At 70.3% G+C, this 19,572-nt stretch carries 18 protein-coding genes; 14 read left to right on the top strand and 4 right to left on the bottom strand.

Features of this window, described 5'->3' with window-relative positions; genetic code table 11:
- Positions 1-169 precede the first annotated feature (169 nt).
- The 3 genes from ABD339_RS04510 to ABD339_RS04520 all read left to right on the top strand — a co-directional run bounded on the left by ABD339_RS04510 (position 170) and on the right by ABD339_RS04520 (position 2,714).
- Positions 170-1,072, top strand: coding sequence for a hypothetical protein (locus ABD339_RS04510; RefSeq protein WP_344562382.1), 903 nt, complete (start codon positions 170-172; stop codon positions 1,070-1,072).
- 284 nt (positions 1,073-1,356) lie between these two features.
- Entirely contained in the window at positions 1,357-2,028 is a 672-nt protein-coding gene (locus ABD339_RS04515) for a hypothetical protein (protein ID WP_344562385.1), read from the top strand.
- 221 nt (positions 2,029-2,249) lie between these two features.
- On the top strand, positions 2,250-2,714 hold the full coding sequence (locus tag ABD339_RS04520) for a PPOX class F420-dependent oxidoreductase (protein WP_344562387.1): 465 nt from the start codon (positions 2,250-2,252) through the stop codon (positions 2,712-2,714).
- Positions 2,715-2,778: 64 nt separating this feature from the next.
- Here the strand turns inward: ABD339_RS04520 and ABD339_RS04525 are convergent, their stop codons facing one another.
- Positions 2,779-4,140 carry an NAD(P)-binding domain-containing protein gene (locus tag ABD339_RS04525; RefSeq protein WP_344562389.1) on the bottom strand — a complete coding sequence of 454 codons (1,362 nt, stop codon included), beginning with the start codon at positions 4,138-4,140 and terminating at the stop codon, positions 2,779-2,781.
- A 202-nt stretch (positions 4,141-4,342) separates the two neighbouring features.
- Here ABD339_RS04525 and ABD339_RS04530 point away from each other — a divergent pair, with 202 nt between their 5' ends.
- The 6 genes from ABD339_RS04530 (at position 4,343) to ABD339_RS04555 (ending at position 10,668) form a co-directional block, all read left to right on the top strand.
- Positions 4,343-5,656: a nucleotide disphospho-sugar-binding domain-containing protein gene (locus ABD339_RS04530; RefSeq protein WP_344562391.1), complete on the top strand. Its 1,314-nt coding sequence runs from the start codon at positions 4,343-4,345 to the stop codon at positions 5,654-5,656.
- Positions 5,644-7,521, top strand: coding sequence for an asparagine synthase (glutamine-hydrolyzing) (gene asnB, locus ABD339_RS04535; protein ID WP_344562393.1), 1,878 nt, complete (start codon positions 5,644-5,646; stop codon positions 7,519-7,521). The genes ABD339_RS04530 and asnB overlap by 13 nt, the downstream gene beginning before the upstream one ends.
- A 188-nt stretch (positions 7,522-7,709) precedes the next feature.
- Positions 7,710-8,381, top strand: coding sequence for a TenA family protein (locus ABD339_RS04540; protein ID WP_344562395.1), 672 nt, complete (start codon positions 7,710-7,712; stop codon positions 8,379-8,381).
- Positions 8,382-8,418: 37 nt separating this feature from the next.
- Positions 8,419-9,624 (top strand): cytochrome P450, encoded by a 1,206-nt coding sequence (locus tag ABD339_RS04545; RefSeq protein ID WP_344562397.1) that lies wholly within the window; start codon positions 8,419-8,421, stop codon positions 9,622-9,624.
- Positions 9,621-9,842: a ferredoxin gene (locus ABD339_RS04550; protein ID WP_425575883.1), complete on the top strand. Its 222-nt coding sequence runs from the start codon at positions 9,621-9,623 to the stop codon at positions 9,840-9,842. Before ABD339_RS04545 ends, ABD339_RS04550 begins: the two co-directional genes overlap by 4 nt.
- 484 nt (positions 9,843-10,326) lie before the next feature.
- Positions 10,327-10,668, top strand: a complete 342-nt coding sequence (locus ABD339_RS04555; protein ID WP_344562399.1) for a DUF4333 domain-containing protein — start codon at positions 10,327-10,329, stop codon at positions 10,666-10,668.
- A 79-nt stretch (positions 10,669-10,747) separates the two neighbouring features.
- On the opposite strand, the gene ABD339_RS04560 is transcribed toward ABD339_RS04555, so the two are convergent.
- Together ABD339_RS04560 and ABD339_RS04565 are read right to left on the bottom strand one after the other, a co-directional pair.
- Positions 10,748-13,105, bottom strand: a complete 2,358-nt coding sequence (locus ABD339_RS04560; protein ID WP_344562401.1) for an MMPL family transporter — start codon at positions 13,103-13,105, stop codon at positions 10,748-10,750.
- Between the two features lie 127 nt (positions 13,106-13,232).
- Positions 13,233-13,829, bottom strand: coding sequence for a TetR/AcrR family transcriptional regulator (locus ABD339_RS04565; protein WP_344562406.1), 597 nt, complete (start codon positions 13,827-13,829; stop codon positions 13,233-13,235).
- 319 nt (positions 13,830-14,148) lie between these two features.
- Here ABD339_RS04565 and ABD339_RS04570 point away from each other — a divergent pair, with 319 nt between their 5' ends.
- Both ABD339_RS04570 and ABD339_RS04575 read left to right on the top strand, forming a co-directional pair.
- Complete coding sequence (locus ABD339_RS04570; RefSeq protein ID WP_344562408.1) at positions 14,149-15,516, top strand: scabin-related ADP-ribosyltransferase; 1,368 nt, start codon at positions 14,149-14,151, stop codon at positions 15,514-15,516.
- A 430-nt stretch (positions 15,517-15,946) separates the two neighbouring features.
- Positions 15,947-16,498 carry a hypothetical protein gene (locus tag ABD339_RS04575; RefSeq protein WP_344562410.1) on the top strand — a complete coding sequence of 184 codons (552 nt, stop codon included), beginning with the start codon at positions 15,947-15,949 and terminating at the stop codon, positions 16,496-16,498.
- A 212-nt stretch (positions 16,499-16,710) separates the two neighbouring features.
- Here the strand turns inward: ABD339_RS04575 and ABD339_RS04580 are convergent, their stop codons facing one another.
- Positions 16,711-17,154, bottom strand: coding sequence for an ATP-binding protein (locus ABD339_RS04580; protein WP_344562412.1), 444 nt, complete (start codon positions 17,152-17,154; stop codon positions 16,711-16,713).
- Between the two features lie 244 nt (positions 17,155-17,398).
- Here ABD339_RS04580 and ABD339_RS04585 point away from each other — a divergent pair, with 244 nt between their 5' ends.
- The 3 genes from ABD339_RS04585 to ABD339_RS04595 all read left to right on the top strand — a co-directional run bounded on the left by ABD339_RS04585 (position 17,399) and on the right by ABD339_RS04595 (position 19,544).
- Positions 17,399-18,262: a helix-turn-helix domain-containing protein gene (locus tag ABD339_RS04585; protein ID WP_344562414.1), complete on the top strand. Its 864-nt coding sequence runs from the start codon at positions 17,399-17,401 to the stop codon at positions 18,260-18,262.
- The gene (locus tag ABD339_RS04590) at positions 18,259-18,492 is read left to right on the top strand and encodes a DUF397 domain-containing protein (RefSeq protein WP_425575884.1); all 234 of its coding nucleotides are present in this window, start codon (positions 18,259-18,261) and stop codon (positions 18,490-18,492) included. The genes ABD339_RS04585 and ABD339_RS04590 overlap by 4 nt, the downstream gene beginning before the upstream one ends.
- 197 nt (positions 18,493-18,689) lie before the next feature.
- On the top strand, positions 18,690-19,544 hold the full coding sequence (locus ABD339_RS04595; protein ID WP_344562416.1) for a hypothetical protein: 855 nt from the start codon (positions 18,690-18,692) through the stop codon (positions 19,542-19,544).
- Positions 19,545-19,572: the final 28 nt, after the last annotated feature.

A 19,572-nucleotide genomic window follows, 5' to 3' on the forward strand; every position in this document is an offset into this window, starting at 1 on the left:
TCTCCCACGGCACCCCACGGGCCCGGTGACACCACCCCCCAGGTCATCGACTTCGACAGGGGGCAAAAGTCATGCCGGGCCCGGAGGCCAGCGGCCCCATTGCGGAACCGCGAAAAACATAACGGGGCGGGGTTATCGTGGCTATGACCGCGTGCGTGGGGGTGGGCGTATGGGCGGCTCCGAGTCGGATCCCGTGGAGCGGGGGTTTCCGCATCTGGCGACGGTGCGGGAGGCGATCACGGCGCTGTACCGCCGGATGTCGCCGGTCACTCTCCGTACCTTCGACACCAGCGTCGCGCCCGGCGATGTGGCGTTCGCCGACGCCGACGAGCTGCATCTGGGCGTGCAGCGCGTGGCCGGGGTGATGGTGCGGCACCTGCGGCTGCCCGAGGCGCGGGTGATCGTCTCCTTCCGGGAGATGACACACGCCGCCCATGTCGAACTGGCGGCGGGGCCCGAGTACTTCGTGGAGCTGAACTCCCGCTTCAAGACCCACCGCCGCGACATCGGTGCCGCGCTGGCGCACGAGGTGACGCACGTCTTTCTGCACCGCCACGGCCTGGCCTTCCCGGGGACGCGGGACAACGAGATCCTCACCGACACGGCCACCGCCTATCTGGGCGCCGGATGGCTGCTGCTGGACGCCTTCCGGCAGGACTCGCTCTCCTCGCAGAAGCTGGGCTATCTCACCCCGGAGGAGTTCGGGTACGTGCTGGCCAAACGGGCCCGCGTCTTCGGTGAGGACCCGGCGATCTGGTTCACGAGCCCGCAGGCGTACGAGGCGTATGTGCGGGGCAGCGAGCTGGCGGACCGGGACGAGGAGTGCCCGCCGCTGGCCCCCGCGCCCTGGACGGGCCGCCGCCGCTACGCCAAGGACCGGCGCTACGCCCGGGATCACCTCTCCCCCGGCTCCCCGGCGCTGGGCAACGATCTCTATACCTTCGAGCACCACTCCCCGCCGCGGGTCTGCTTCGCCTGCCCGACCTGCCGCCAGCGCATCCGCGTCCCGGTACGCGGCCGGGTCCGCGCACGCTGCGGGCTGTGCGGGACGGTGCTGGACTGCGATACGTGAGGGTTCCCCGTCGCTGTTCGCCCAGAGGCAGAACCGGCTGGACCGCGGTTCCGGGTCGCCTCGGTGAGTGCGGGGACGAGGGCGGACCGGACCTGGTGACGCGGCCAACTGCCCTGCCTCTGAGGCCGGTTGAGCCGCGCGCGTTGAACCGTTCACGGTTCGGGACCGTTGCTGCCGTTGGGTCATCTCGTTCCGCATAACCCTCTCCTCTACCGACAGCGGAGGGGCGGGACGGACAGAACTTCCGTATCGACGCCAGCACACCGTGGAATGGAGTGGCATCAATGCCGGACAACCAGGGAATGACGCCAGAATATTATGAGCGGCTATGGCAATGGGACGGTTCAGATACACCCAGCCGGCCTCCTCTTGACCTGCGAACACATCTCCTGCTCACCAACACCTCACGGGCTCAGCAAGCTGAGCTCGCACACCAGCAGCACCAAAGTAGTCAAAACTTTCTCAACCTCGTGCAAGGAAAGGAAAATGCAGCTCGCCAGGAAGCATCGACGGCGAGTGCCGCCTACGACCAGATGCTGGAGAGCGACAGCCCGGAAGACGGCGACAAGGAGCAGGAACAGCAGATCAGTGCCCTCGCCCGCTCGGAACGGGCAGAGGAGGTCGCTGACGCGTGGCAACACGTACGCCAGATGTATGTGGAAGCCAATTTGCGGACACCGGACGAGATTACGCATCACCCGCAGGTCCGCGACGCCTACACGGTGGCCTTTCGGGCGCAGCAGGTATACGACCAGGATTACGGGCCCGAGCAGCCTGTCGCGCAGGCCGCTCAGCAGTCGAACCGGTTCCTCTCCAGCCAATCGGGGAACCGCCACCAGAGGGTCGGTCCGCCCCCAGGGTTCAGCGGCAGCCCCTCACAGCCGCCTCGGACACCGAGGCAAGGAACGGGACACAGCCAAGGGCAAGGCGGCAATCGCGGAAGGACGAGCCGCTGAGCAGTTCTCACCCTGACTCGGGGCGGGTGAACTGCGGGGAAGTCCGCCCGGCGGTTCCGGCCCCGGCGGCGTGCCATAACGTCCAAGCCTCCGGCCACGACGCAGTTGATCTCGCTCGGCGCTCATCGACACCGCACACCGAAACCACGGACGGGCGACTCCCGTTCTCGCTCGCGGAACCACAGTGCTCCTTCCCGCGTGGGATGGCGTACGTTCGCTCTATGAGTCCTTCGATCGCCACCAACACGCGCGTCGGCCTCGACGAGCTGCTGGAATTCGTACGTCCCCGGCACCGCGCCATCCTGCTGACCCGGCGTGAGGACGGGGCCCCGCAGGCTTCGCCGCTGACCTGCGGTGTGGACGGCGCGGGCAACATCGTCGTCTCGACGTATCCCGAACGCGCCAAGACGCACAACGCCCGCCGCACCCCGCAGGTCAGCGTGCTCGTGCTGTCGGACGAGTGGAACGGGCCGTGGGTGCAGATCGACGGTGAGGCGGAGGTACTGGACGTGCCCGAGTCGGTGGAGCCGCTGGTGGAGTACTTCCGCTCGATCTCCGGCGAGCACCCCGACTGGGACGAGTACCGCCAGGCCATGGTCAAGCAGGGCAAGTCACTGATCCGGGTGACCCCGCGCCGGTGGGGCCCGATCGCCACCGGCGGTTTCCCGGCGCGGCTCGCGCCGTAGCCCGCACACCGCCGCCGGCGCCGTAGTCCGCGCCGCCGCTCCCGCCCGTGGTACGCGCCCGTGGTCAGGACGCGGCGGCGCTTCTCGCGGCCGGGTTTGTCGTGTGCTCGATGATGACCGAGGCGTCCTTGCCGCCGTCGCCCGCCTCGTTGACGCGCGCGAAGCGCTCGCGGACGGAGTCGAGGACGGGCAGTGGCACGCCCGCCGTCGCCGCGTCGCGCAGAGCGAGGCGCAGGTCCTTCTCCATGAGCGTGGAGCGGAAGAACGCGGGCTCGTAGGCGCCCTTGCGCATCAGCTCCGCGCGGAAGCGCATCACGATCGAGCTGAAGCCGCTCTCCGCGATGGAGGTCAGCAGCTTGTCGCGGTCGAGGCCGGCGGCGACACCGTAGGCCACGGCCTCCGCGAGGGAGGCGACCTGGGCGCCCAGCAGCAGGTTGAAGATGAGCTTGAGGGTGGCGGCCGTACCCGGCGCGCCGAGGTGGACGACCTGGGTGCCGAGGGTGTCGAGGACGCCGGCCACGCGGGCGATGTCGTCCTCCTCGCCGCTGGTGTAGACGCGGAGCTTGCCCTCCCGGGCCTGGAAGGGGTTGCCGACGACGCACGCCTCGACCCGCCGCAGGCCGGTGCGGGCGAGGCGCTCGGCGCACTCGCGGGCGTAGGCGGGCGAGACGGTGGAGGTGTCGATGACGACCGAGCCGGGTGCCAGGACGTCGGCCACCTGTCCGAACAGCACGTCTTCGACGGCCGCCTCGTCGGCGAGGCTCAGCAAGGCGACAGAGGCGCCCTTGGCGGCCTCCGCCGCGCTCGCCGCCACGGTCGCGCCCGCCTCGGCCAGGGGTTCCGCCTTGGCGGGGGTGCGGTTGTGGACGGTGAGGGTGTGGCCCGCGTCCAGGAGCCGGTGCGCCATGCCGCCGCCCATGTTGCCCAGGCCGACGAAGGCGAGGGGGGTGTCAGGGGCGGCGTACGCCTCATGCGCGTCGTGGTGGTCGTGGTCGTGGTCGTGGTCGTGGTCGTCGGCGGTGCGGGTGCCGTCCGGGTCCGGTACTGACGCCGGGCCGGGGTCCGTGGCGGAGGGCGGGGTGGGAGCTGAGGTGGGCGGCAGTTCGAAGACCGTCTGGGCGAGGATCATCTCCCCGCCTGTGCGGTAGGGGGCGAGCCTGCGCCGGTTGTCCCCGTGCGCCGCGCTCTGTTCGAAAGCGCGGAACGAGGGCTGATCGGCCCAGTCGGTGATGACGTAGTAGACGCCGTCCTCGGCGTCCTCGCCGTTCTCGTCGACCGAACGCACCAGTGTCTGGCCCCGGTTGGCGGGCTCGTGCGCGATGCCGGTGGCCACCTCGCGCCAGGTGCGCTCGAACTCCCGCCGCCTGTCGGGGTCGATCTCCATCCGCAGCATGACGCGGAAGGGGGGCCCGGAGGGAGCTTCCATGGTGTGCGCCTCCAATGTGTGGGACTGCGCTCCACGCTCGCCGCGCCCGCTCGACATCCGATCGAGCCCCGCTGTGGGGCGCGGGCTCCAGCGCTCTCCGACTCTTCCCCTAGCCCGCTGGGTCACCGTCTGGGCCGCAGGGATGCCCCGCCCGCTCCGGATCGCGGGCGGGGTCCGGGCTGACGAAGGGGCTGGGGCCGCGATGCGCGTACTGTTCACCACCTGGGCCTGGCCCTCTCATCTGTACGCGCTCGTGCCGCTGGCCTGGGCCTGCCGCAGCGCGGGGCACGAGGTGCTGGTCGTCAGCCAGCCGGAGCTGCTGCCGCTGATCGGGCGGACGGGGCTGCCGGGGGCCGCCGTCGGCGAGGACGTGGACGGCGTGGGCATGGTGCGCGGCTACGTGCTGCCGAGTGCCGACGATCCGACGGGCGCGCAGCGTGCGGCGCGCGGCGGCAAGGGGCCGCGTGCGCTGCGGATGTTCACGGCGCACGCCGATTCCATGGTGGAGGGCGTCACGGAGACGGCCCGTCGCTGGGGCGCGGATCTGGTGGTGTACGAGCCGACGGCGCTGGCGGGTCCGCTCGCGGCTGCCGCCGCCGGGGTGCCCGCCGTACGGCTGCTGTACGGCGCCGACTTGATGGCGCGGGCACGCGGTCTGCTGCCGGAGGCGCTGGCGCCGCTGGCCGAGCGGGTGGGGGTGGATCCGGGGGGCTACGACCCGTTCGGCGCGGTCACCGTCGATCCGTGTCCGGCCGGTTTCCAGGTGCCCCTTGAGCATCCGGTGCTGCCGATGCGCTACGTCCCGTTCAACGGGCCCGGCGGGCCGCCCGAGCCGCCGCTGCCGCCGCCCGGGGCCGGGCGCCGCCGGATCGTCGTCACCTGGGGGCACACGATGGCGCGGCTGGATCCGGCGCTGTTCCTGGCCGGGCACGCCGCGCGGGCGCTGGCCACGCTGCCGGGCACCGAGACGGTGCTGGCGGTCACCTCGGCGCAGCGTCCCCTGCTGGGGGCGCTGCCCGAGGGGGTGCGGGTGGTCGAGGACGCGCCGCTGCACTCGCTGCTGGAGGGTGCGGGGCTCGTGGTGGCGCACGGCGGCGCGGGCACCGTGTTGACCTCGCTGCGCGCGGGAGTGCCACTGCTGCTGGTGCCGCAACTCCCGGACCACGCGGGCCATTCGGCGCGCGTGGTGGCGACCGGCGCGGGTGACGTGCTGACGCGGGACGAGGTGCTGACGCCGGACGAGGTGCTGACGCCGGACGAGGTGCCGATGCCGGACGAGGTGCCGATGCCGGACGAGGTGCCGGTACCGGGCGGGGCGGGCCGGGCTCCGGGCGCGGCGCGTACCGGGGCGGGGGCGGCGCGGCTGCGGGAGGAGGCGGCCCGGCTGCTGGACGGGGCCGGGGGCGCGGACGCGCGCGAGGCGGCGCGCACGCTGCGGGACGGGATGCTGGAGCGGCCCGCCCCGGCCTCGGTCGTGGGAGAGCTGGAGGGGCGGGTGGTCGCATGTGCGGCATAGCGGGCTGGGTCGATTACGCCCGGGATCTGAGCGAGGACGCGGCGACCGTACGCACCATGCTGGGCACGATCGCCAACCGGGGGCCGGACGCCGAGGCGGTGTGGAGCGACGGCGACATCGCGCTGGGCCACCGCAGGCTGGCGGTCATCGACATCGCCGACAGCACCCAGCCGATGGCGGCCGTCGAGGAGGGCCGCACCCTGGCGGTGCTCGCCCACAGCGGCGAGATCTACAACTACCGCGAGCTGCGCGCCGAACTGGCCTCCCGGGGCCACCGGTTCCGCACCGCGGGGGACACCGAGGTGGTGCTGCGCGCCTATCTGGAGTGGGGCGAGCGGTGTGCCGAGCACCTGGACGGGATGTTCGCGTTCGCCGTGTGGGATCCGCGCCGCCGCGAACTGCTGCTGGCCAGGGACCGGCTGGGCATCAAGCCGATGTACTACGCGCGGACACCGCACGGTCTGCTCTTCGGCTCCGAGCCCAAGGCGCTGCTGGCGCACCCGTCGATGGAGTGCGTGGTGGACGCGGAGGGCCTGGCGGAGCTGCTGGCCTACATCGCCACTCCTGGGCACGCCGTCTACCGGGGCATGCGGGAGCTGCCCGCCGGGCATGTGGCCGTGCTGCGCCCGGCGCCGGGCGGCAGCGGGGGCGGTGGCGCCGCGCTGCGCGAGTCGCGGTACTGGACGCTGCCCCAGCACGAGCACCCCGACGATCTGGAGACCACCGTCGCGACGGTGCGCGGGCTGCTCCAGGAGTCGGTGGCCGGGCATCTGCTGGCCGATGTGCCGCTGTGCACGCTGCTGTCGGGCGGGGTGGACTCCAGCGCGATCGCCGCGCTGGCGGCGCGCTCGCTGGGTGACGGGCACAGGCCGCGCACGTTCGCCGTGGACTTCGAGGGGCACACCGAGCGCTTCCGCAAGGACTTCTGGCACGAGGACCCGGATGCGCCCTACGCCGTGGAGGTCGCCCGGCATGTGGGCACCGACCACGAACCGGTGGTGCTGCGTACATCCGACCTGGCCGACCCGGTGGTGGACGCGGCGGCGCTGCGCTCCCAGGATCTGCCCCGTCCGATCCCCGACATGGACCGCTCGCTGTATCTGCTGCTGCGGGCGGTGCGGCAGCGCTCGACGGTGGCGCTGATGGGCGAGGTCGCCGACGAACTCTTCGGCGGCTACCAGTCCTTCCGCGATCCGACGCTGGTGGACACCGCCAACTTCCCCTGGGTGACGATGGGTCTGCGCGTCGCGCCGCACGGAATGAGCACGGGTCTGCTGGACCCGGGACTGCTGCGGAAGATCGATGTGCCCGGATACTCGGCGCAGCGCTGGTCGGAGACCGTCGGCGAGGTCGCGGACGTGCCGGGCGAGGCGGGGACTGAGCGGGTCATGCGGCGGGTGGGGTACGCGCATCTGACGCGCTGGCTGCCGCTGCTGCTCTCGCGCGATGACCGCCTCAGCATGGCGGTGGGGCTGGAGCTGCGGGTGCCCTACTGCGATCACCGGCTGGTGGAGTACGTGCACAACATCCCGTGGGCGATGAAGACGGCGGACGGCCGGGAGAAGAGCGTGCTGCGCTCGGCCGTGGCCGACCTGCTGCCCGCCTCGGTCACCCAGCGCCGCAAGAGCCCGTTCCCCATCACGCAGGACCCGCGCTACGGGCAGGTGCTGCGCGAGCGGTTCGACGCCGTCGTCGGGGACCCGGCCGCCCCGGTGCGCGCGCTGCTGGACGGGCCGGCCTGCGCCGAACTGGCGGACGAGGACCGGCCGGTCGCGGTGGACGGATGGGGCGAGCGGCGCAACGTCGAGATGGTCCTCCAGCTCGACGCGTGGCTGCGGCACTACCGGGTGCGGCTGGATCTGTGAGGCGACGACGACCCGGCAGCGGCGGCCGGGCGACGACGGAACGGAAGCGGCGGCCGGGCGACGACGGAACGGAAGCGACGGCCCGGCAGCGGACCGGCGGGACGACCCGGCAGCGGAACGGCGGGACGACCCGGCAGCGGCGGCCCGGTGACGAATGCGGAACCCGGACGACGAGAGAGGCGTGAGGGATGCTGAGCGAGCAGCTGCGGGAGCTGGCCGAGCCGGTGCTGGAGAAGGTCAAGGCCCATCCGTTCTGGGCCGGGCTGCGGGACGGCACGCTGCCCGCCGAGTCGCTGGTCCACTTCGTGGAGCAGGACACCGGCCACCTGTTGCCGGCCTACGCGCGGGCGCTGGCCCGCACCGCGGCGGGCGCCTCCAGCGACCGGCACACGGCGCTGCTGGGGCGGTCCGTCACCGGCACCCTGGAGGCCCGCGACCGGCTGCGGGAGAAGTACGCGGAACTGGCCGACGACCTCGGCGTACCCCGACTGGCCACCGAATCACCGGAGTCGGGCCCGGACACCCATGCGCACTGCGCGTTCTTCAACGCCTCCAGCGCGGCGTCCTACGGCGCGGGCGTCGGCGCGCTGCTGCCGATGGTGTGGTTCAACTTCCAGGTCTCGGGCGACCTGCTGGAGCGGCACACCCCGGGCTCCCGGTACGCGTCGTGGATCGCCGCCTACCACCCGGGGGAGGGCTACGGCTACGCCGTCCGCGCCTTTCTCGGCCTGGCCGACGAGTTGGGCGAGACCGCCTCCCCGGCCGAGCGCGACGCCCTGGTCGCGCACTTCCGCACCGGCGTCCGCCACGAGTGGGCCTTCGCCGAGGCGGCCTGGGCCCGGCCCCAGTGGCCGGTATGACCCGTCCGCCTGTGACATCAGATCGCGACCCGAAGGGATGACCGTGAGCACTCAGACCCCGCCCAGGTACCCGTTCGCCTGGACCCCGCCCATGCAGGTGCCCGAAGCGCTGCGGCATGTGCACGGCAGCTCCGCGATGGAGGTGACACTGCCGAGCGGGGACACGGCGACACTGGTGACCCGTTACAAGGACGTGCGCGCCCTGTTCGCGGACAAGCGCCTGTCGCGCAACATCGCGCGGCCGGACTGCGCCCGCATCTCCAAGGACAACGACCTGTTCATGGACCCGGAGATCGACCCGGACCCGCCCAAGCACACGCAGGTGCGCTCGCTGGTCACCAAGGCGTTCACCGCCCGCCGTATCGAGGCACTGCGCCCCTACGTCCAGCAGGTCGCCGACGAGTTGCTGGACGAGATGGCGGCCGGACCGCGGCCGGTGGAGCTGAACGAGGCGCTGGCATTCCCGCTGCCCATCAAGGTCATCTGCAAGCTGCTGGGTGTGCCGGCCGAGGACCAGGACCAGTTCCGCGAGTACGTGGACGGCTTCTTGTCGGTCACCAAGATGCCGCCCGAGGAGGTGGGCAAGTGCCGGCAGAACCTGTGGAAGTACCTGGGCGACCTGATCGACGCCAAGCGGGAGAAGCCCGGCGATGACCTGGTGAGCGAGCTGATCCGGGTCACCGACGAAGAGGACAACCGGCTCAACGACCACGAGCTGCACTTCTGGTGCCAGGGCCTGCTGATCGCGGGGTATGTGACGACGGCCAGCCAGATCGGTACGGGCACGGCGGTGCTGCTGTACCACCCGGAGCTGGTCAAGCAGATCCAGGCCGACTGGACGCTGGTGCCCTCCACCGTCGAGGAGCTGCTGCGCACCCAGATCATGGGCTCCTCGGTGGGCACCATGCGCTACGCGGTGGAGGACATCCCTCTCTCGGACGGCACCGTCATCAAGACGGGCACGAGCGTGCTGCTGTCGGAGGAGGGCGCCAACATGGACCCGGAGGTCTTCGACAAGCCCTTCGAGCTGGACATCAGGCGGCAGGAGAACCACCACATGACGTTCGGCGCCGGCATCCACTACTGCGTGGGCGCGGCGCTGGCCCGGATGGAACTCCAGGTCGCCACCGAGTCCCTGCTGCGCCGCTTCCCCGACATCCGACTCGCCGCACCCGCCGAGGAACTGCCGCGCGCGCTGGGCGGGTTCATGGAGGGCTTCACGGGGATTCCGGTGGAGTGGTGAGCGCGTCCGCGAACGGGAGCGGGCTGCGGGTGACCGCGAACGCGGAGACCTGTGCGGTCAGCAGCCTGTGTGTGTACCGGCTGCCGGGGGTCTTCGACCAGGACGAGGACGGGCTGGTCGTCGTCCTGGACGAGACACCGGCCGCCGAGTTGCACGAGGAGGTGCGGCGCGCCGCGCGCGGCTGCCCCACGAAGTCCATCCGCGTGACCGAAAAGTGATCCGAGGCCCCCTCCGCGCGCCTCCCCGCGCCGGGTCGCAGAGCCAGAAAACCGTCACCCCCTGAAGGGGTTACGTTCTCAGCCACCCGCCCCGCGCCGGGTCGCAGTGCCCGGGCCGTGCCTTCGAAGCGGCGTCCTCCGTCCGGGGGCGGGACTTCGCAGGCACGGCCCGCGTACATGGGCGGAGCCCGTCGCGGACCCCCGCCGACGACGGCCCGCCGCCCGCCGCTTGCCGCCCGCCGCTTGCCCGCGCACGCGCACGCGCACGCGCACGCGGGCCAGGATCCTTCCGGTAACAGCCATGTGACAGCTCCTCTCCCCCACGAACTTCCTGCTCCTCCGCCACGTCCAACCGCCCGTCACCTTCTTCTCCCCGCGTTCCGCTTCCGCCGCGGCACGGTGTCGCACGAAGGGGGCCGGAGTGGGACACCGAGGCAACGGGAGCCGGGCAGCCGGCCCGAAAACGGAATTCGTGAGGAGCACCATGAAGCGCATCGTCATCGCCCTGTCCGTGGCCGCCGTCTTGGCAGCGGGCGCCGTAACGGCATGGATCGTGATGAGCGAGAGCCAGGTCGCGACCGCGAGCGGAGCCGGACACGTGGTATCGCGAGCCGATCTGGAGCAGCATGCGAGGGACGACTTCGGCGAGGACTCCGAGGACGCTCCCGACTCGGTGAGCTGCCCGGAGGAACTGCGCGCCAAGAAGGACGCGACCGTGCGGTGCACCGCCGTCTTCGACGGCCGCAGCAAGACCATGGACATCTCCGCCGACGCGGTCGAGGGCGACGAGGTGTCGCTGGGCTTCGCGGTGTTCGAGAAGCGCTGACCCCACCGCCTTCCCGGCGCACGGAGGGACCCCGGCATGTGTGCCGGGGTCCCTCCGGTGTGCTGTGGCGGTGGCCGGTTCACCTCCGGGTGCTGGTGTACTCCACCTCGGTTTCCGTTCCGCCGGACTGGCCGGGCAGTGCGCCCACCGGATCCGCGGGGCCGGCCGGGTCCGCCGCCCGCGCCGTCTCACGCTGGAGCTTCTCGCCCTCGATGTCCACGTTCGGCAGCACCTTGGCCAGCCGGCGCGGCAGCCACCAGGCGCGCTTGCCCAGCAGGCTGAGCACGGCGGGCACGAGGGCCATGCGCACCACGAAGGCGTCGAAGAAGACGGCGACGGCCAGACCGAAGCCGATCATCTTGACCATGGCCTCGCTGGAGCCGATGAAGCCGGAGAAGACCGCGATCATGATGACGGCCGCCGCCGTGACGACGCGTGCCCCGTGCCGGAATCCGGTGACGATGGCCTCGCCCGGCGACTCCCCGTGCACATACGCCTCGCGCATGCGGGTCACGAGGAAGACCTCGTAGTCCATGGCCAGGCCGAAGACGACGCCCACCATGAAGATCGGCATCATCGACATCACGGGCCCGGTCTGCTCGACGCCGAACAGGCCGCCGAACCAGCCCCATTGGAAGACCGCGACCACCGCGCCGAGCGCCGCCACGACCGAGAGCAGGAAGCCGAGCGCGGCCTTCAGCGGCACCAGCACCGAGCGGAAGACGACCATCAGCAGCAGGAACGCCAGCCCGACCACCAGTGCCAGGTAGGGCAGCAGTGCGTCGTTGAGCTTCTGGGAGACGTCGATGTTCATCGCCGTCGAGCCGGTGACCAGGACCTCGGCCCCGGTGTCGGCCCGCAGGTCGGCGCCGGTGTCCCGGATGGAGTGCACCAGCTTCTCCGTCTGCTCCGAGGAGGGCTTGGAGTCCGGGACGACGGTCACCATGGCGGTGTCGCCCGGCTTGTTGAACTTCGGCGGGGTGCTGGTGGCGATGCCGTCCAGCTTGGAGATCTGCCCCACGGTGCGGTTGACGGCGGCCTGCGGGTCGTCGCTGCCCTGCGCGTCGATGGCGACCATCAAGGGGCCGTTGAAGCCGGGCCCGAAGCCGTCCGACAGCAGGTCGTACGCCTTGCGCTGGGTGGTGCTCGTGGGCTGCGATCCGTCGTCGGGCAGGCCCAGTTCGAGGGAGGTGGCGGGTACGGCGATGACGCCGAGACCGATCACGCCCGCCAGCAGCACCGCGACCGGGCGGCGCTGGACGAAGCGCGCCCACCGGGCCCCGGCGTTCTCCTTGCCCCCACCGGTCTTGCCACCGCCGGTCTTACCACCGCCGGTCTTACCACCGCCGGTCTTACCGCCACCGGTCTTGCCTGCGCCTCCTGTGCCCTGCTTCTCCGGGTCGGCCCCGGCCGCCTTGCGGACCTTGCGGCCCAGCACCCGCCTGCCCGCGAAGCCCATCAGCGCGGGGACGAGGGTGAGCGCGACGAGCACGGCGATCGCGACGGTACCGGCCGCGGCGATGCCCATCTTGGTGAGCATCGGAATGTTGACGACGGCGAGTCCGACCAGCGCGATGACGACGGTCAGCCCGGCGAAGACCACGGCGGACCCCGCCGTGCCGACGGCCCGCCCCGCGGCGTCCTCCCGCTCTCTGCCCTCGGCGAGTTCGGCGCGGTAGCGGGAGAGGACGAACAGGGCGTAGTCGATGCCGACCGCGAGGCCGATCATCATCGCCAGGATGGAGGTGGTGCTGCCCAGGTCCATCACGCTGGCCAGCGCGGTGATGCTGGAGACGCCGATCCCCACCCCGATCAGCGCGGTGATCAGCGGCAGTCCGGCGGCGATGAGCGAGCCGAAGGTGATGACCAGCACGACGGCGGCGACGGCCACGCCGATGATCTCGCCGGAGCCGGTCTCGGGGACGGCCTGGAGCGCGTCCCCGCCGATCTCCACCTCCATCCCGCTGTCGCGGGCCTTCTCGCCGGTCTTCTCCAGTGCCGAGCGGTCCTCGTCGCTCAGCTCCATGGAGGTGACGTCGTAGGAGACCGAGACGTAGGCGGTCGAGCCGTCCTTGCTGATGGCCTTGGCGGCGAACGGGTCGGCGACGCTCGCGACCTTCCCCGATCCGGACTTCAGATCGGCGACGACACGGTGGATGTCGGCCTTGTTGTCGGGGTCGGTGATCTTCTCACCGCCGGGCGCCTTGAAGACGACCCGCGCGGTGGCGCCGTCGGCCTTGGCGCCGGGGAAGCGGTCCTCCAGCAGGTCGAAAGCCTTCTGCGCCTCCGTACCGGGGATCGAGAACGAGGTGGCAGTGGCGGCCGGCGCGCTGGCGGCACCGGCCCCGGCTGTGCCGAGCAGCACCACCCACAGCAGGGCGACGAGGCCGCGCCGCCGGAAGGCGAACCGGCCCAGCCTGTACAGATACGTGGCCACGAGGTCGGACTCCAGTCGTGGTGAGGGTCGGGGTCACGGGGCGTCGGCGCACGCCAGTGGGCACACGGGTCCCGTGAAAGGTGGTGGAAGCAGCGGCTGATAGCCGGCAGGTGGGAGCGCGCCGCTGTCAGGCGCGGAGCGCGGGCAGCATGACCGCGTCGAGGAAGGTCATCAGGAACTCCTGGGTGATCGGCCCCTGTTCGATCAGCTCGCCGCTGATCAGCGCACCGAGGAACATGTGCGGCACGAGGTCGAGGGCCGGGTTGTCCGCCCTGATCTCGCCCCGGTCCACGGCCCGGTCCAGCAGACCGCGCAGTTCCGCCATGCTCGGCTCGATCAGCACCTCGCGGAGTGCGGTGAGGAGGTCGGGGTTGTCGTGCGCCGCCCGGCCCACCCCGCGCATCAGCGCGGCGTCCTGCTCGATGCGGCAGTCGTCGAACCCTTTCACGACGACCTCCATCAGGTCCCCGCGCAGGGATCCGGTGTCCACGCTGAACGGCGCCGGACCGGGTTTGCCGTGCTTGAGAGCCCTTGCGACCAGCTCGGGCTTGCTGCCCCACTGCCGGTAGAGAGTGGCTTTGCTGGAGTGCGTACCGGCGGCGACGGCGTCCATGGTCAGCGCGTCGTACCCCACCTCGCGCAGCAGCCGCAGCACGGTCTCGTACAGCTCTGCTTCGCGCTCCGGGGTGATTCTGCTACGCCGCGTCGTTGCCACGCATCGCATTCTCGCACCTCCAGCGGTACGAAACGGTTTCGTACCGCTAATGAGCGTACCACTAGCGAAACGGTTTCGTTTCGCTAGTGGAGGGGGCGGGCCCGGCGGACCCTGCCGTGCGCGGCACCCCGCGGCCCAGGGTCGGCACGTGCGCGGCAGCCGCATGGACCCATCTCGCCCCGAAATCCGTTGCCTTGCCAACAGAACGCGCCAGTGAACCATTGGCGCACTCGCTACGTGGCAGGTATCAGGAGCACCGGGGGGACTTCGGCCGGAAGAGGCGGGACCCTGCTACGGCGTGCTCGACCGCGAGGGGGAAGAACAGCACATGGACAGGCAGCGAGACGAATTCTCCGACGTCGAGGGTTACGTTTCCGACAACTACAGCGACATCTCTTTCAAGAGAGCGGCCCCCCAAGAGGTCTTCGAGGAGGCGGTCAGCGAGTTTCCCAGGCAGGTCACGTACACCCCGCAGGAGACCCAGGGATTCGGCAATTCCCAGCGCGGGCCCAGGCCGGGACAACTCATCGTGGCCAACACCGGACCGGCCGCCGGCAGGCCCCCCGTCCACAGGGAGGACGTTGAACCGCTGTACCGCCGGGACGCGCGTCCGCCCGAGACCATCTTCATCCAGGGGTTCCAGCCCAAGAGCAATCTGGCCCCACCCAGTCTTCAGCGTCACCAAAAGCAGCTCGTCGATTCGGCACTGGTCAGCTTCAGCCGCGACCCCGAGGCGGCGACAGGCGAGGTCTACCGTGAACGGGGCACTGGCAACTCCTACCGGTACACAGCGCCGTACTCACCCGGCGGCGTGGACGTCACCATGTCCCTCGGCACGGCGAGCTACGCCTATCAGCAGGAAGTCGTCAAGTGGAAGGGGATGGTGCCCCAGGAGGTCACCAGAGCCGATGCGTTCGACGTGAACGACGAGCTGATCGCCGCGCTGGACAACCCCTATGCCTCGGCCGAGGCGACGGCAGCCCAGGCGCAGTTGGACCAGCAGACGGCGCAGGACCGCGTCGAGAACGCGACAGCCGGCGCCGAGGTCGGCCAAGCCTCCGAATACGACAAGTTCTGCCACCGGTACGCCGAGTGGTATCTGACGTCCGGCGCCCACTCCCAGCACGGTCACATCGACGGACACGTCCGGACGTACGCGGAGTGGTGGGCGAACAACTGCCACCAGCCGGAGGTACAGGAGCACGCGGCGAAGTGGAACGAAGTGCTCGATCCGCAGCGGTCCCCCATGGAGCACCCGACGCCCCCACCGGCGACGCAGGCGCTCTACGACCGACACGTCGCCATGATCAACGCACAGCAGGCAGCCTACGAACAGCAGCTGGCCTACGCCCAGCAACAGAGCTACCAGGTTGATCCGTCCGTCGCCTACGGTGCACAGACATACTCTCCCCACGCGGCCTACGGGATGCCGTCCTCATATCAGGGGCAGTCGGCCGTATATCAGGGGCAGTCGGCCGTGTGGGACCAGTCGGCCCTCGCCAATGCGGCTCGTACGTACTATCCGTCGCAGGAGTCCGCCGCGCGGCCGGGCGCGGGCCGCACGTTCGACAACGTTCAGTACTCCCAGTTGGGCCCGGTGCGGCAAAGCCAGTACGGGCAGCCATACGGCCAAGGCCAGTACGGGCAACAGCCGGGCCAGTCCGGGGCCCCGGGACGCAGGGCCGCGCGGAGGTGAGGCCGCGGCCTGCAGACCGCGGCTGCGTCTCGGAGCGGCATGACGGCGGCCATCCGATCGGCATCTCGTCTCGCGGATGGCCTCCACTCGCCGAAGGCAGCACACGGCGCCGCCGGCCCGCACCCCCACCTTGACCTCGGCCCACACCGCTTGCCCCACCGGGGCGTCCTCGATGCCCCAGCGGCCGGCGCACAGCGCACAGCGCATCGATGATGCGCCCCGACCCCGGTTGCGCTCAGCGAAATCGCGGCGACGACGCTCAGCGAAATCGCGGCGACAAAGCCGCGCCCCGCACCTCTACTGATCGCCCGGCTTCGCCGAACACGGCGCCGGCCCAGCGGCGCCCCGGCGGGCCCCGACGGGCCCCGGCGGCGAACTCGCCACGGCAGCACCGATATCCGGTGATGTTCGCCCTTGGGCACACAGCATCATGAACCCCGCAGATCTGAACGCGCTGTCGTTGAAGGGAGCGGAGTACAGCGAAAACCGGGATGAGCGGATCAAGCTACATCTCGACAAGATTCGCCACATGAGCTCAAAGTATTCACTGAAGGATTATGCAAAAGAAAAGGGCTTGAATCCCAGGAAAGTAGAAAGCTGGGCGAAGGACGATGCCTACGGAGAGTTGCGCGAGGCGGTGAGTGCCCACAGGAATGGGGATCGTCTCCGGAGGCACCCGCACAAGTCTGCGGCCGACCCATACGCCGAGTCCCGGCATGCGGCTGAGGTCCGTGCGGCTTCGGACACGACTGCCCGCGCGCTGGGGCGCCGGGGGCCCCAGTCGACGATCGACAGGTGGATGAACATGGCGAACGCGGCCAGGGCCGGAAATGCAGGGTACCCACTCGGGGGCGCACCCGGCGGAACGCTGCCCCCGAACCGCGAACGCTCCGCATCTCCCCAGCCCGTCAGCACAACGCCCAGCCCCTACCGGCAGCGGGTAGAGAAGGACAACCAGAGCAGGACCCCCAAGCGGAGCTGAGCGGGCTCCGTCCCCCCGGCGCCGGGGCACCTTCGACTACGCGCCCGGCTCGGGGCGGGGCCCAGTGGCCCCGGCGCACATCCGGCTTGACGCCGACGACCGCGCGGACACCGCCCACCGGCCCACCGGCCCACCGCTGACAGGGCAGGGCACGGCAAGGAACACAGGTACGCGCACGCGCAGGTAGCGGCACAGCCCGGCACGCCCCGCGCTCACCCCGCCTTGACCTCGGCCCAGACCGACTTGCCCAGCGGGGCGTCCTCGATGCCCCAGTGGCCCGCGCACAGCGCGTCGACGATGATCAGGCCGCGACCCCGGTCGCGCTCGGCGGACTCGGGCCGGCTCCGGGGCCGACGCCGTACCGGGTCCTGGACCTCGATGCGGGTCCTGGCGGCATCGGCGTCGATGACGACCCGTACGGAATCCCCCGGTTCGGTGCCGTAGCGGATCGCGTTGGTGACCAGCTCGCAGGTGACCAGCGCCACCGCGTCGAGGTGGTCCCCGCTCGCGTCCGGGACGTGGAACGTCACGTACTCGCGCGCGAACTCACGTGCTACGCGGGCCGCTTGCGGTGCGCCGAACAGCACCAGGATGGGTGGCGGTCCAGCGGGGGGTGAGCAGCAGACGGGCGGCAGGTTCCCTGGTCGTTCGATCATGCTTGTCCCCTTACGATCAAGTGCCATACCACACAGAGCAGTTCGCAACTTGAGTGACGGCGCAATCGCGTATAGTCACCACAGCGTGCTCCTGTTCAACGCTTGATCGCAACTGCCGTTACGGATGCATAGAAAATTGCGCGCCTCTACAAGAGAAATGGTCACTATGGGCAATTGCCGGGTGACAGGCGATGACAGGGCACGGCAGACTGTCGAGCAGTACGTCGAACAGGGAGGGGACCCAGTGAGCGCGCCCACTGTGCGCCGGAGGCGACTCGGAGCGAAGCTGCGCGGCTTGCGCGCCGAACTCACCCTTGAGGAGGTCGCGGAGCACTCGAAGGGCGCTTTCGTCCCCTCGAAGCTCTCCCGGATAGAGACGGCGAAGAGCGCGGCCAAGGAGAAGGACGTCGAGCAACTGCTCGACATCTACGCCGCGTTGGGCCGGACCGTGAGCGAAGAACTGCGCGCCGCGCTGGTCACGCTCACCAAGGAGGGCGGCCAACGCGGCTGGTGGCACTCCTACCGGGGCGTTCTCACGCCGGTGTACGCGGACCTGATCAGCCTGGAGTCGGAGGCCGAGTCCGTCTCGACGTGGGAGCTCGGAGCCATCCCCGGCCTGCTCCACACCGCCGAATACGCCCGCGAGATCATCCGGACGACGGCGATGTCCGAGGCGGTCGAGGCACGGGTGGACGCGCTGGTCGAAGTCCGGCTCGCGCGGCAGGCCGTACTGACACACGAGAACCCGCTCACGTTGTGGGCCATCGTCGCCGAACAGGCTCTCCGTTCGACGGCCGAGGACGAGAGCCTGATGCACGAGCAACTCGGCCGACTGCTCTCCATGGGCAAGCGGCCGAACGTCAATATCCAAGTGCTGCCGTCGGACGCGCACTTGCACGTCGGGCAACTGGGCTCGTTCACCGTACTCGGGTTCGGTCCGCACCCTGATCTCGACGTCGTTCACACGGAAACCCTGACCTCCGCGCTGTACGTCGAGGAACGCGACAAGGTGGCGGTTCACCGGGACGCGTGGCAGCGGCTCACCTCCGCCGCGCTCTCGGTCGAAGCGTCCGCGGAATTGATTTCGAAGATAAGGAAGAACGCATGAGCATGAGCACGAGCCACGTTGGCGACGCGTCCGCCCTGCCCGTGACCTGGTGGAAGTCCTCACGCTCCAATACGGGGGCACAGTGCGTCGAATGCGGCATCGTCTCGCCCGGGACCATCGCCGTACGCGACAGCAAGAACCCCCACGGCCCCGCACTCCTGCTCACCCGCCAGCAGATGAGCGCGCTCGTCACCGCCGCCGCCTCCGGCCGGTTCGGCGGTCTGGGGTAGCGGCTGCCGGCAGGCTCGGAGCAGAACGCGACGGCGGCCCGCCCCCGATGACACCGGGGGCGGGCCGCTGTTGCGCGTGCGAGCCATGGCGCACCTCCCCCACCGGAGCGCTCAGGATGAACCGTCCTCGTCCCGCATACGTGATGGGGTGAAACAGGCCAGTCTCCCAAGTTGGCACAAGGAGAGGGATATTCGACGTGCCCGAGCAGATGAAGTACACCGACGACGAGGTCGAGGGTCACCTCCGCCGCTTCTTGGCTACCCGCGACAGGAAGTCGACGACTATTGGATACGCGATAGAAAATGACATCAACCTCCGCACCCTCCGAGCATGGTTGACCGGGGATACCCACCCAAAGGTATACGAGAAGTTCTCGCCGGAGGAGCGTGAGAACTTTTCCGTGCGAGGGATCTGCACGGATCAGGAGGGCGCCGAACTACTGAGACAGTTCGCCGACGGCAATTACAGGACGATAGGCGAGTTCACGGATAAATGGGACCTCAGCGAGAGCACCTTCAAGGCTTGGGTATCCGGAAAGATGCGCCCACAACTGCGCGCGCTGTTGTCCAAGGAACATGTGGCGAAGCTGGACAGGCTGCGTCCCCTCTGGGCCACACCGCAGAGCGTCAGGTCAACTCTCGACCACGCACTGAACCCCAAAGGCAACAAATACTCGTGGATGAACCCCGGTTCGGCCGGCGTCGGCTCCAGTGCCTCCACCGTCCGCGCGCCGCAGAAGCAGGCCCCGGCATCACGTTCCGCTCAGCCTCCGGTACCGAGCGAACCCGAAGAGCAGGTCTCCGCCGTGCGCCAGGAGCCGGCTTCGAGTGACGCCCCGAAACAGCCTCAGCCTCAAGGACAGCTGCCGCAACTGACCCAGGAGGTCGCACGCGCCGCCAGGACCAAGCTCCCTGCGGGCCCCAGGTCCGGCGCGGCCACCTCCACCACCCACGCCGCCGCCTCCTCCAACACCACCTCCTACCAGGGCCGTAAGCGGGCCGGGAGCCCCAGCAGCAGCGGGCGGAAGGGCCAGCAGCCCAAGACGCCCTGACTCGCCGGGACCGCCGGAACCGCCGAGC

Source organism: Streptomyces axinellae (assembly GCF_039532135.1).
Lineage (GTDB): Bacteria > Actinomycetota > Actinomycetes > Streptomycetales > Streptomycetaceae > Streptomyces > Streptomyces axinellae.

What these genes read in the sequence shown, in the direction of transcription:
- ABD339_RS04510 (WP_344562382.1), top strand. Translation starts at nt 170, where the DNA reads ATGGGCGGCTCCGAGTCGGATCCCGTGGAGCGGGGGTTTCCGCATCTG.
- ABD339_RS04515 (WP_344562385.1), top strand. Translation starts at nt 1,357, where the DNA reads ATGCCGGACAACCAGGGAATGACGCCAGAATATTATGAGCGGCTATGG.
- ABD339_RS04520 (WP_344562387.1), top strand. Translation starts at nt 2,250, where the DNA reads ATGAGTCCTTCGATCGCCACCAACACGCGCGTCGGCCTCGACGAGCTG.
- ABD339_RS04525 (WP_344562389.1), bottom strand. Translation starts at nt 4,140, where the DNA reads ATGGAAGCTCCCTCCGGGCCCCCCTTCCGCGTCATGCTGCGGATGGAG.
- ABD339_RS04530 (WP_344562391.1), top strand. Translation starts at nt 4,343, where the DNA reads ATGCGCGTACTGTTCACCACCTGGGCCTGGCCCTCTCATCTGTACGCG.
- asnB (WP_344562393.1), top strand. Translation starts at nt 5,644, where the DNA reads ATGTGCGGCATAGCGGGCTGGGTCGATTACGCCCGGGATCTGAGCGAG.
- ABD339_RS04540 (WP_344562395.1), top strand. Translation starts at nt 7,710, where the DNA reads ATGCTGAGCGAGCAGCTGCGGGAGCTGGCCGAGCCGGTGCTGGAGAAG.
- ABD339_RS04545 (WP_344562397.1), top strand. Translation starts at nt 8,419, where the DNA reads ATGACCGTGAGCACTCAGACCCCGCCCAGGTACCCGTTCGCCTGGACC.
- ABD339_RS04555 (WP_344562399.1), top strand. Translation starts at nt 10,327, where the DNA reads ATGAAGCGCATCGTCATCGCCCTGTCCGTGGCCGCCGTCTTGGCAGCG.
- ABD339_RS04565 (WP_344562406.1), bottom strand. Translation starts at nt 13,829, where the DNA reads ATGCGATGCGTGGCAACGACGCGGCGTAGCAGAATCACCCCGGAGCGC.
- ABD339_RS04570 (WP_344562408.1), top strand. Translation starts at nt 14,149, where the DNA reads ATGGACAGGCAGCGAGACGAATTCTCCGACGTCGAGGGTTACGTTTCC.
- ABD339_RS04575 (WP_344562410.1), top strand. Translation starts at nt 15,947, where the DNA reads ATGAACCCCGCAGATCTGAACGCGCTGTCGTTGAAGGGAGCGGAGTAC.
- ABD339_RS04580 (WP_344562412.1), bottom strand. Translation starts at nt 17,154, where the DNA reads ATGATCGAACGACCAGGGAACCTGCCGCCCGTCTGCTGCTCACCCCCC.
- ABD339_RS04590 (WP_425575884.1), top strand. Translation starts at nt 18,259, where the DNA reads ATGAGCATGAGCACGAGCCACGTTGGCGACGCGTCCGCCCTGCCCGTG.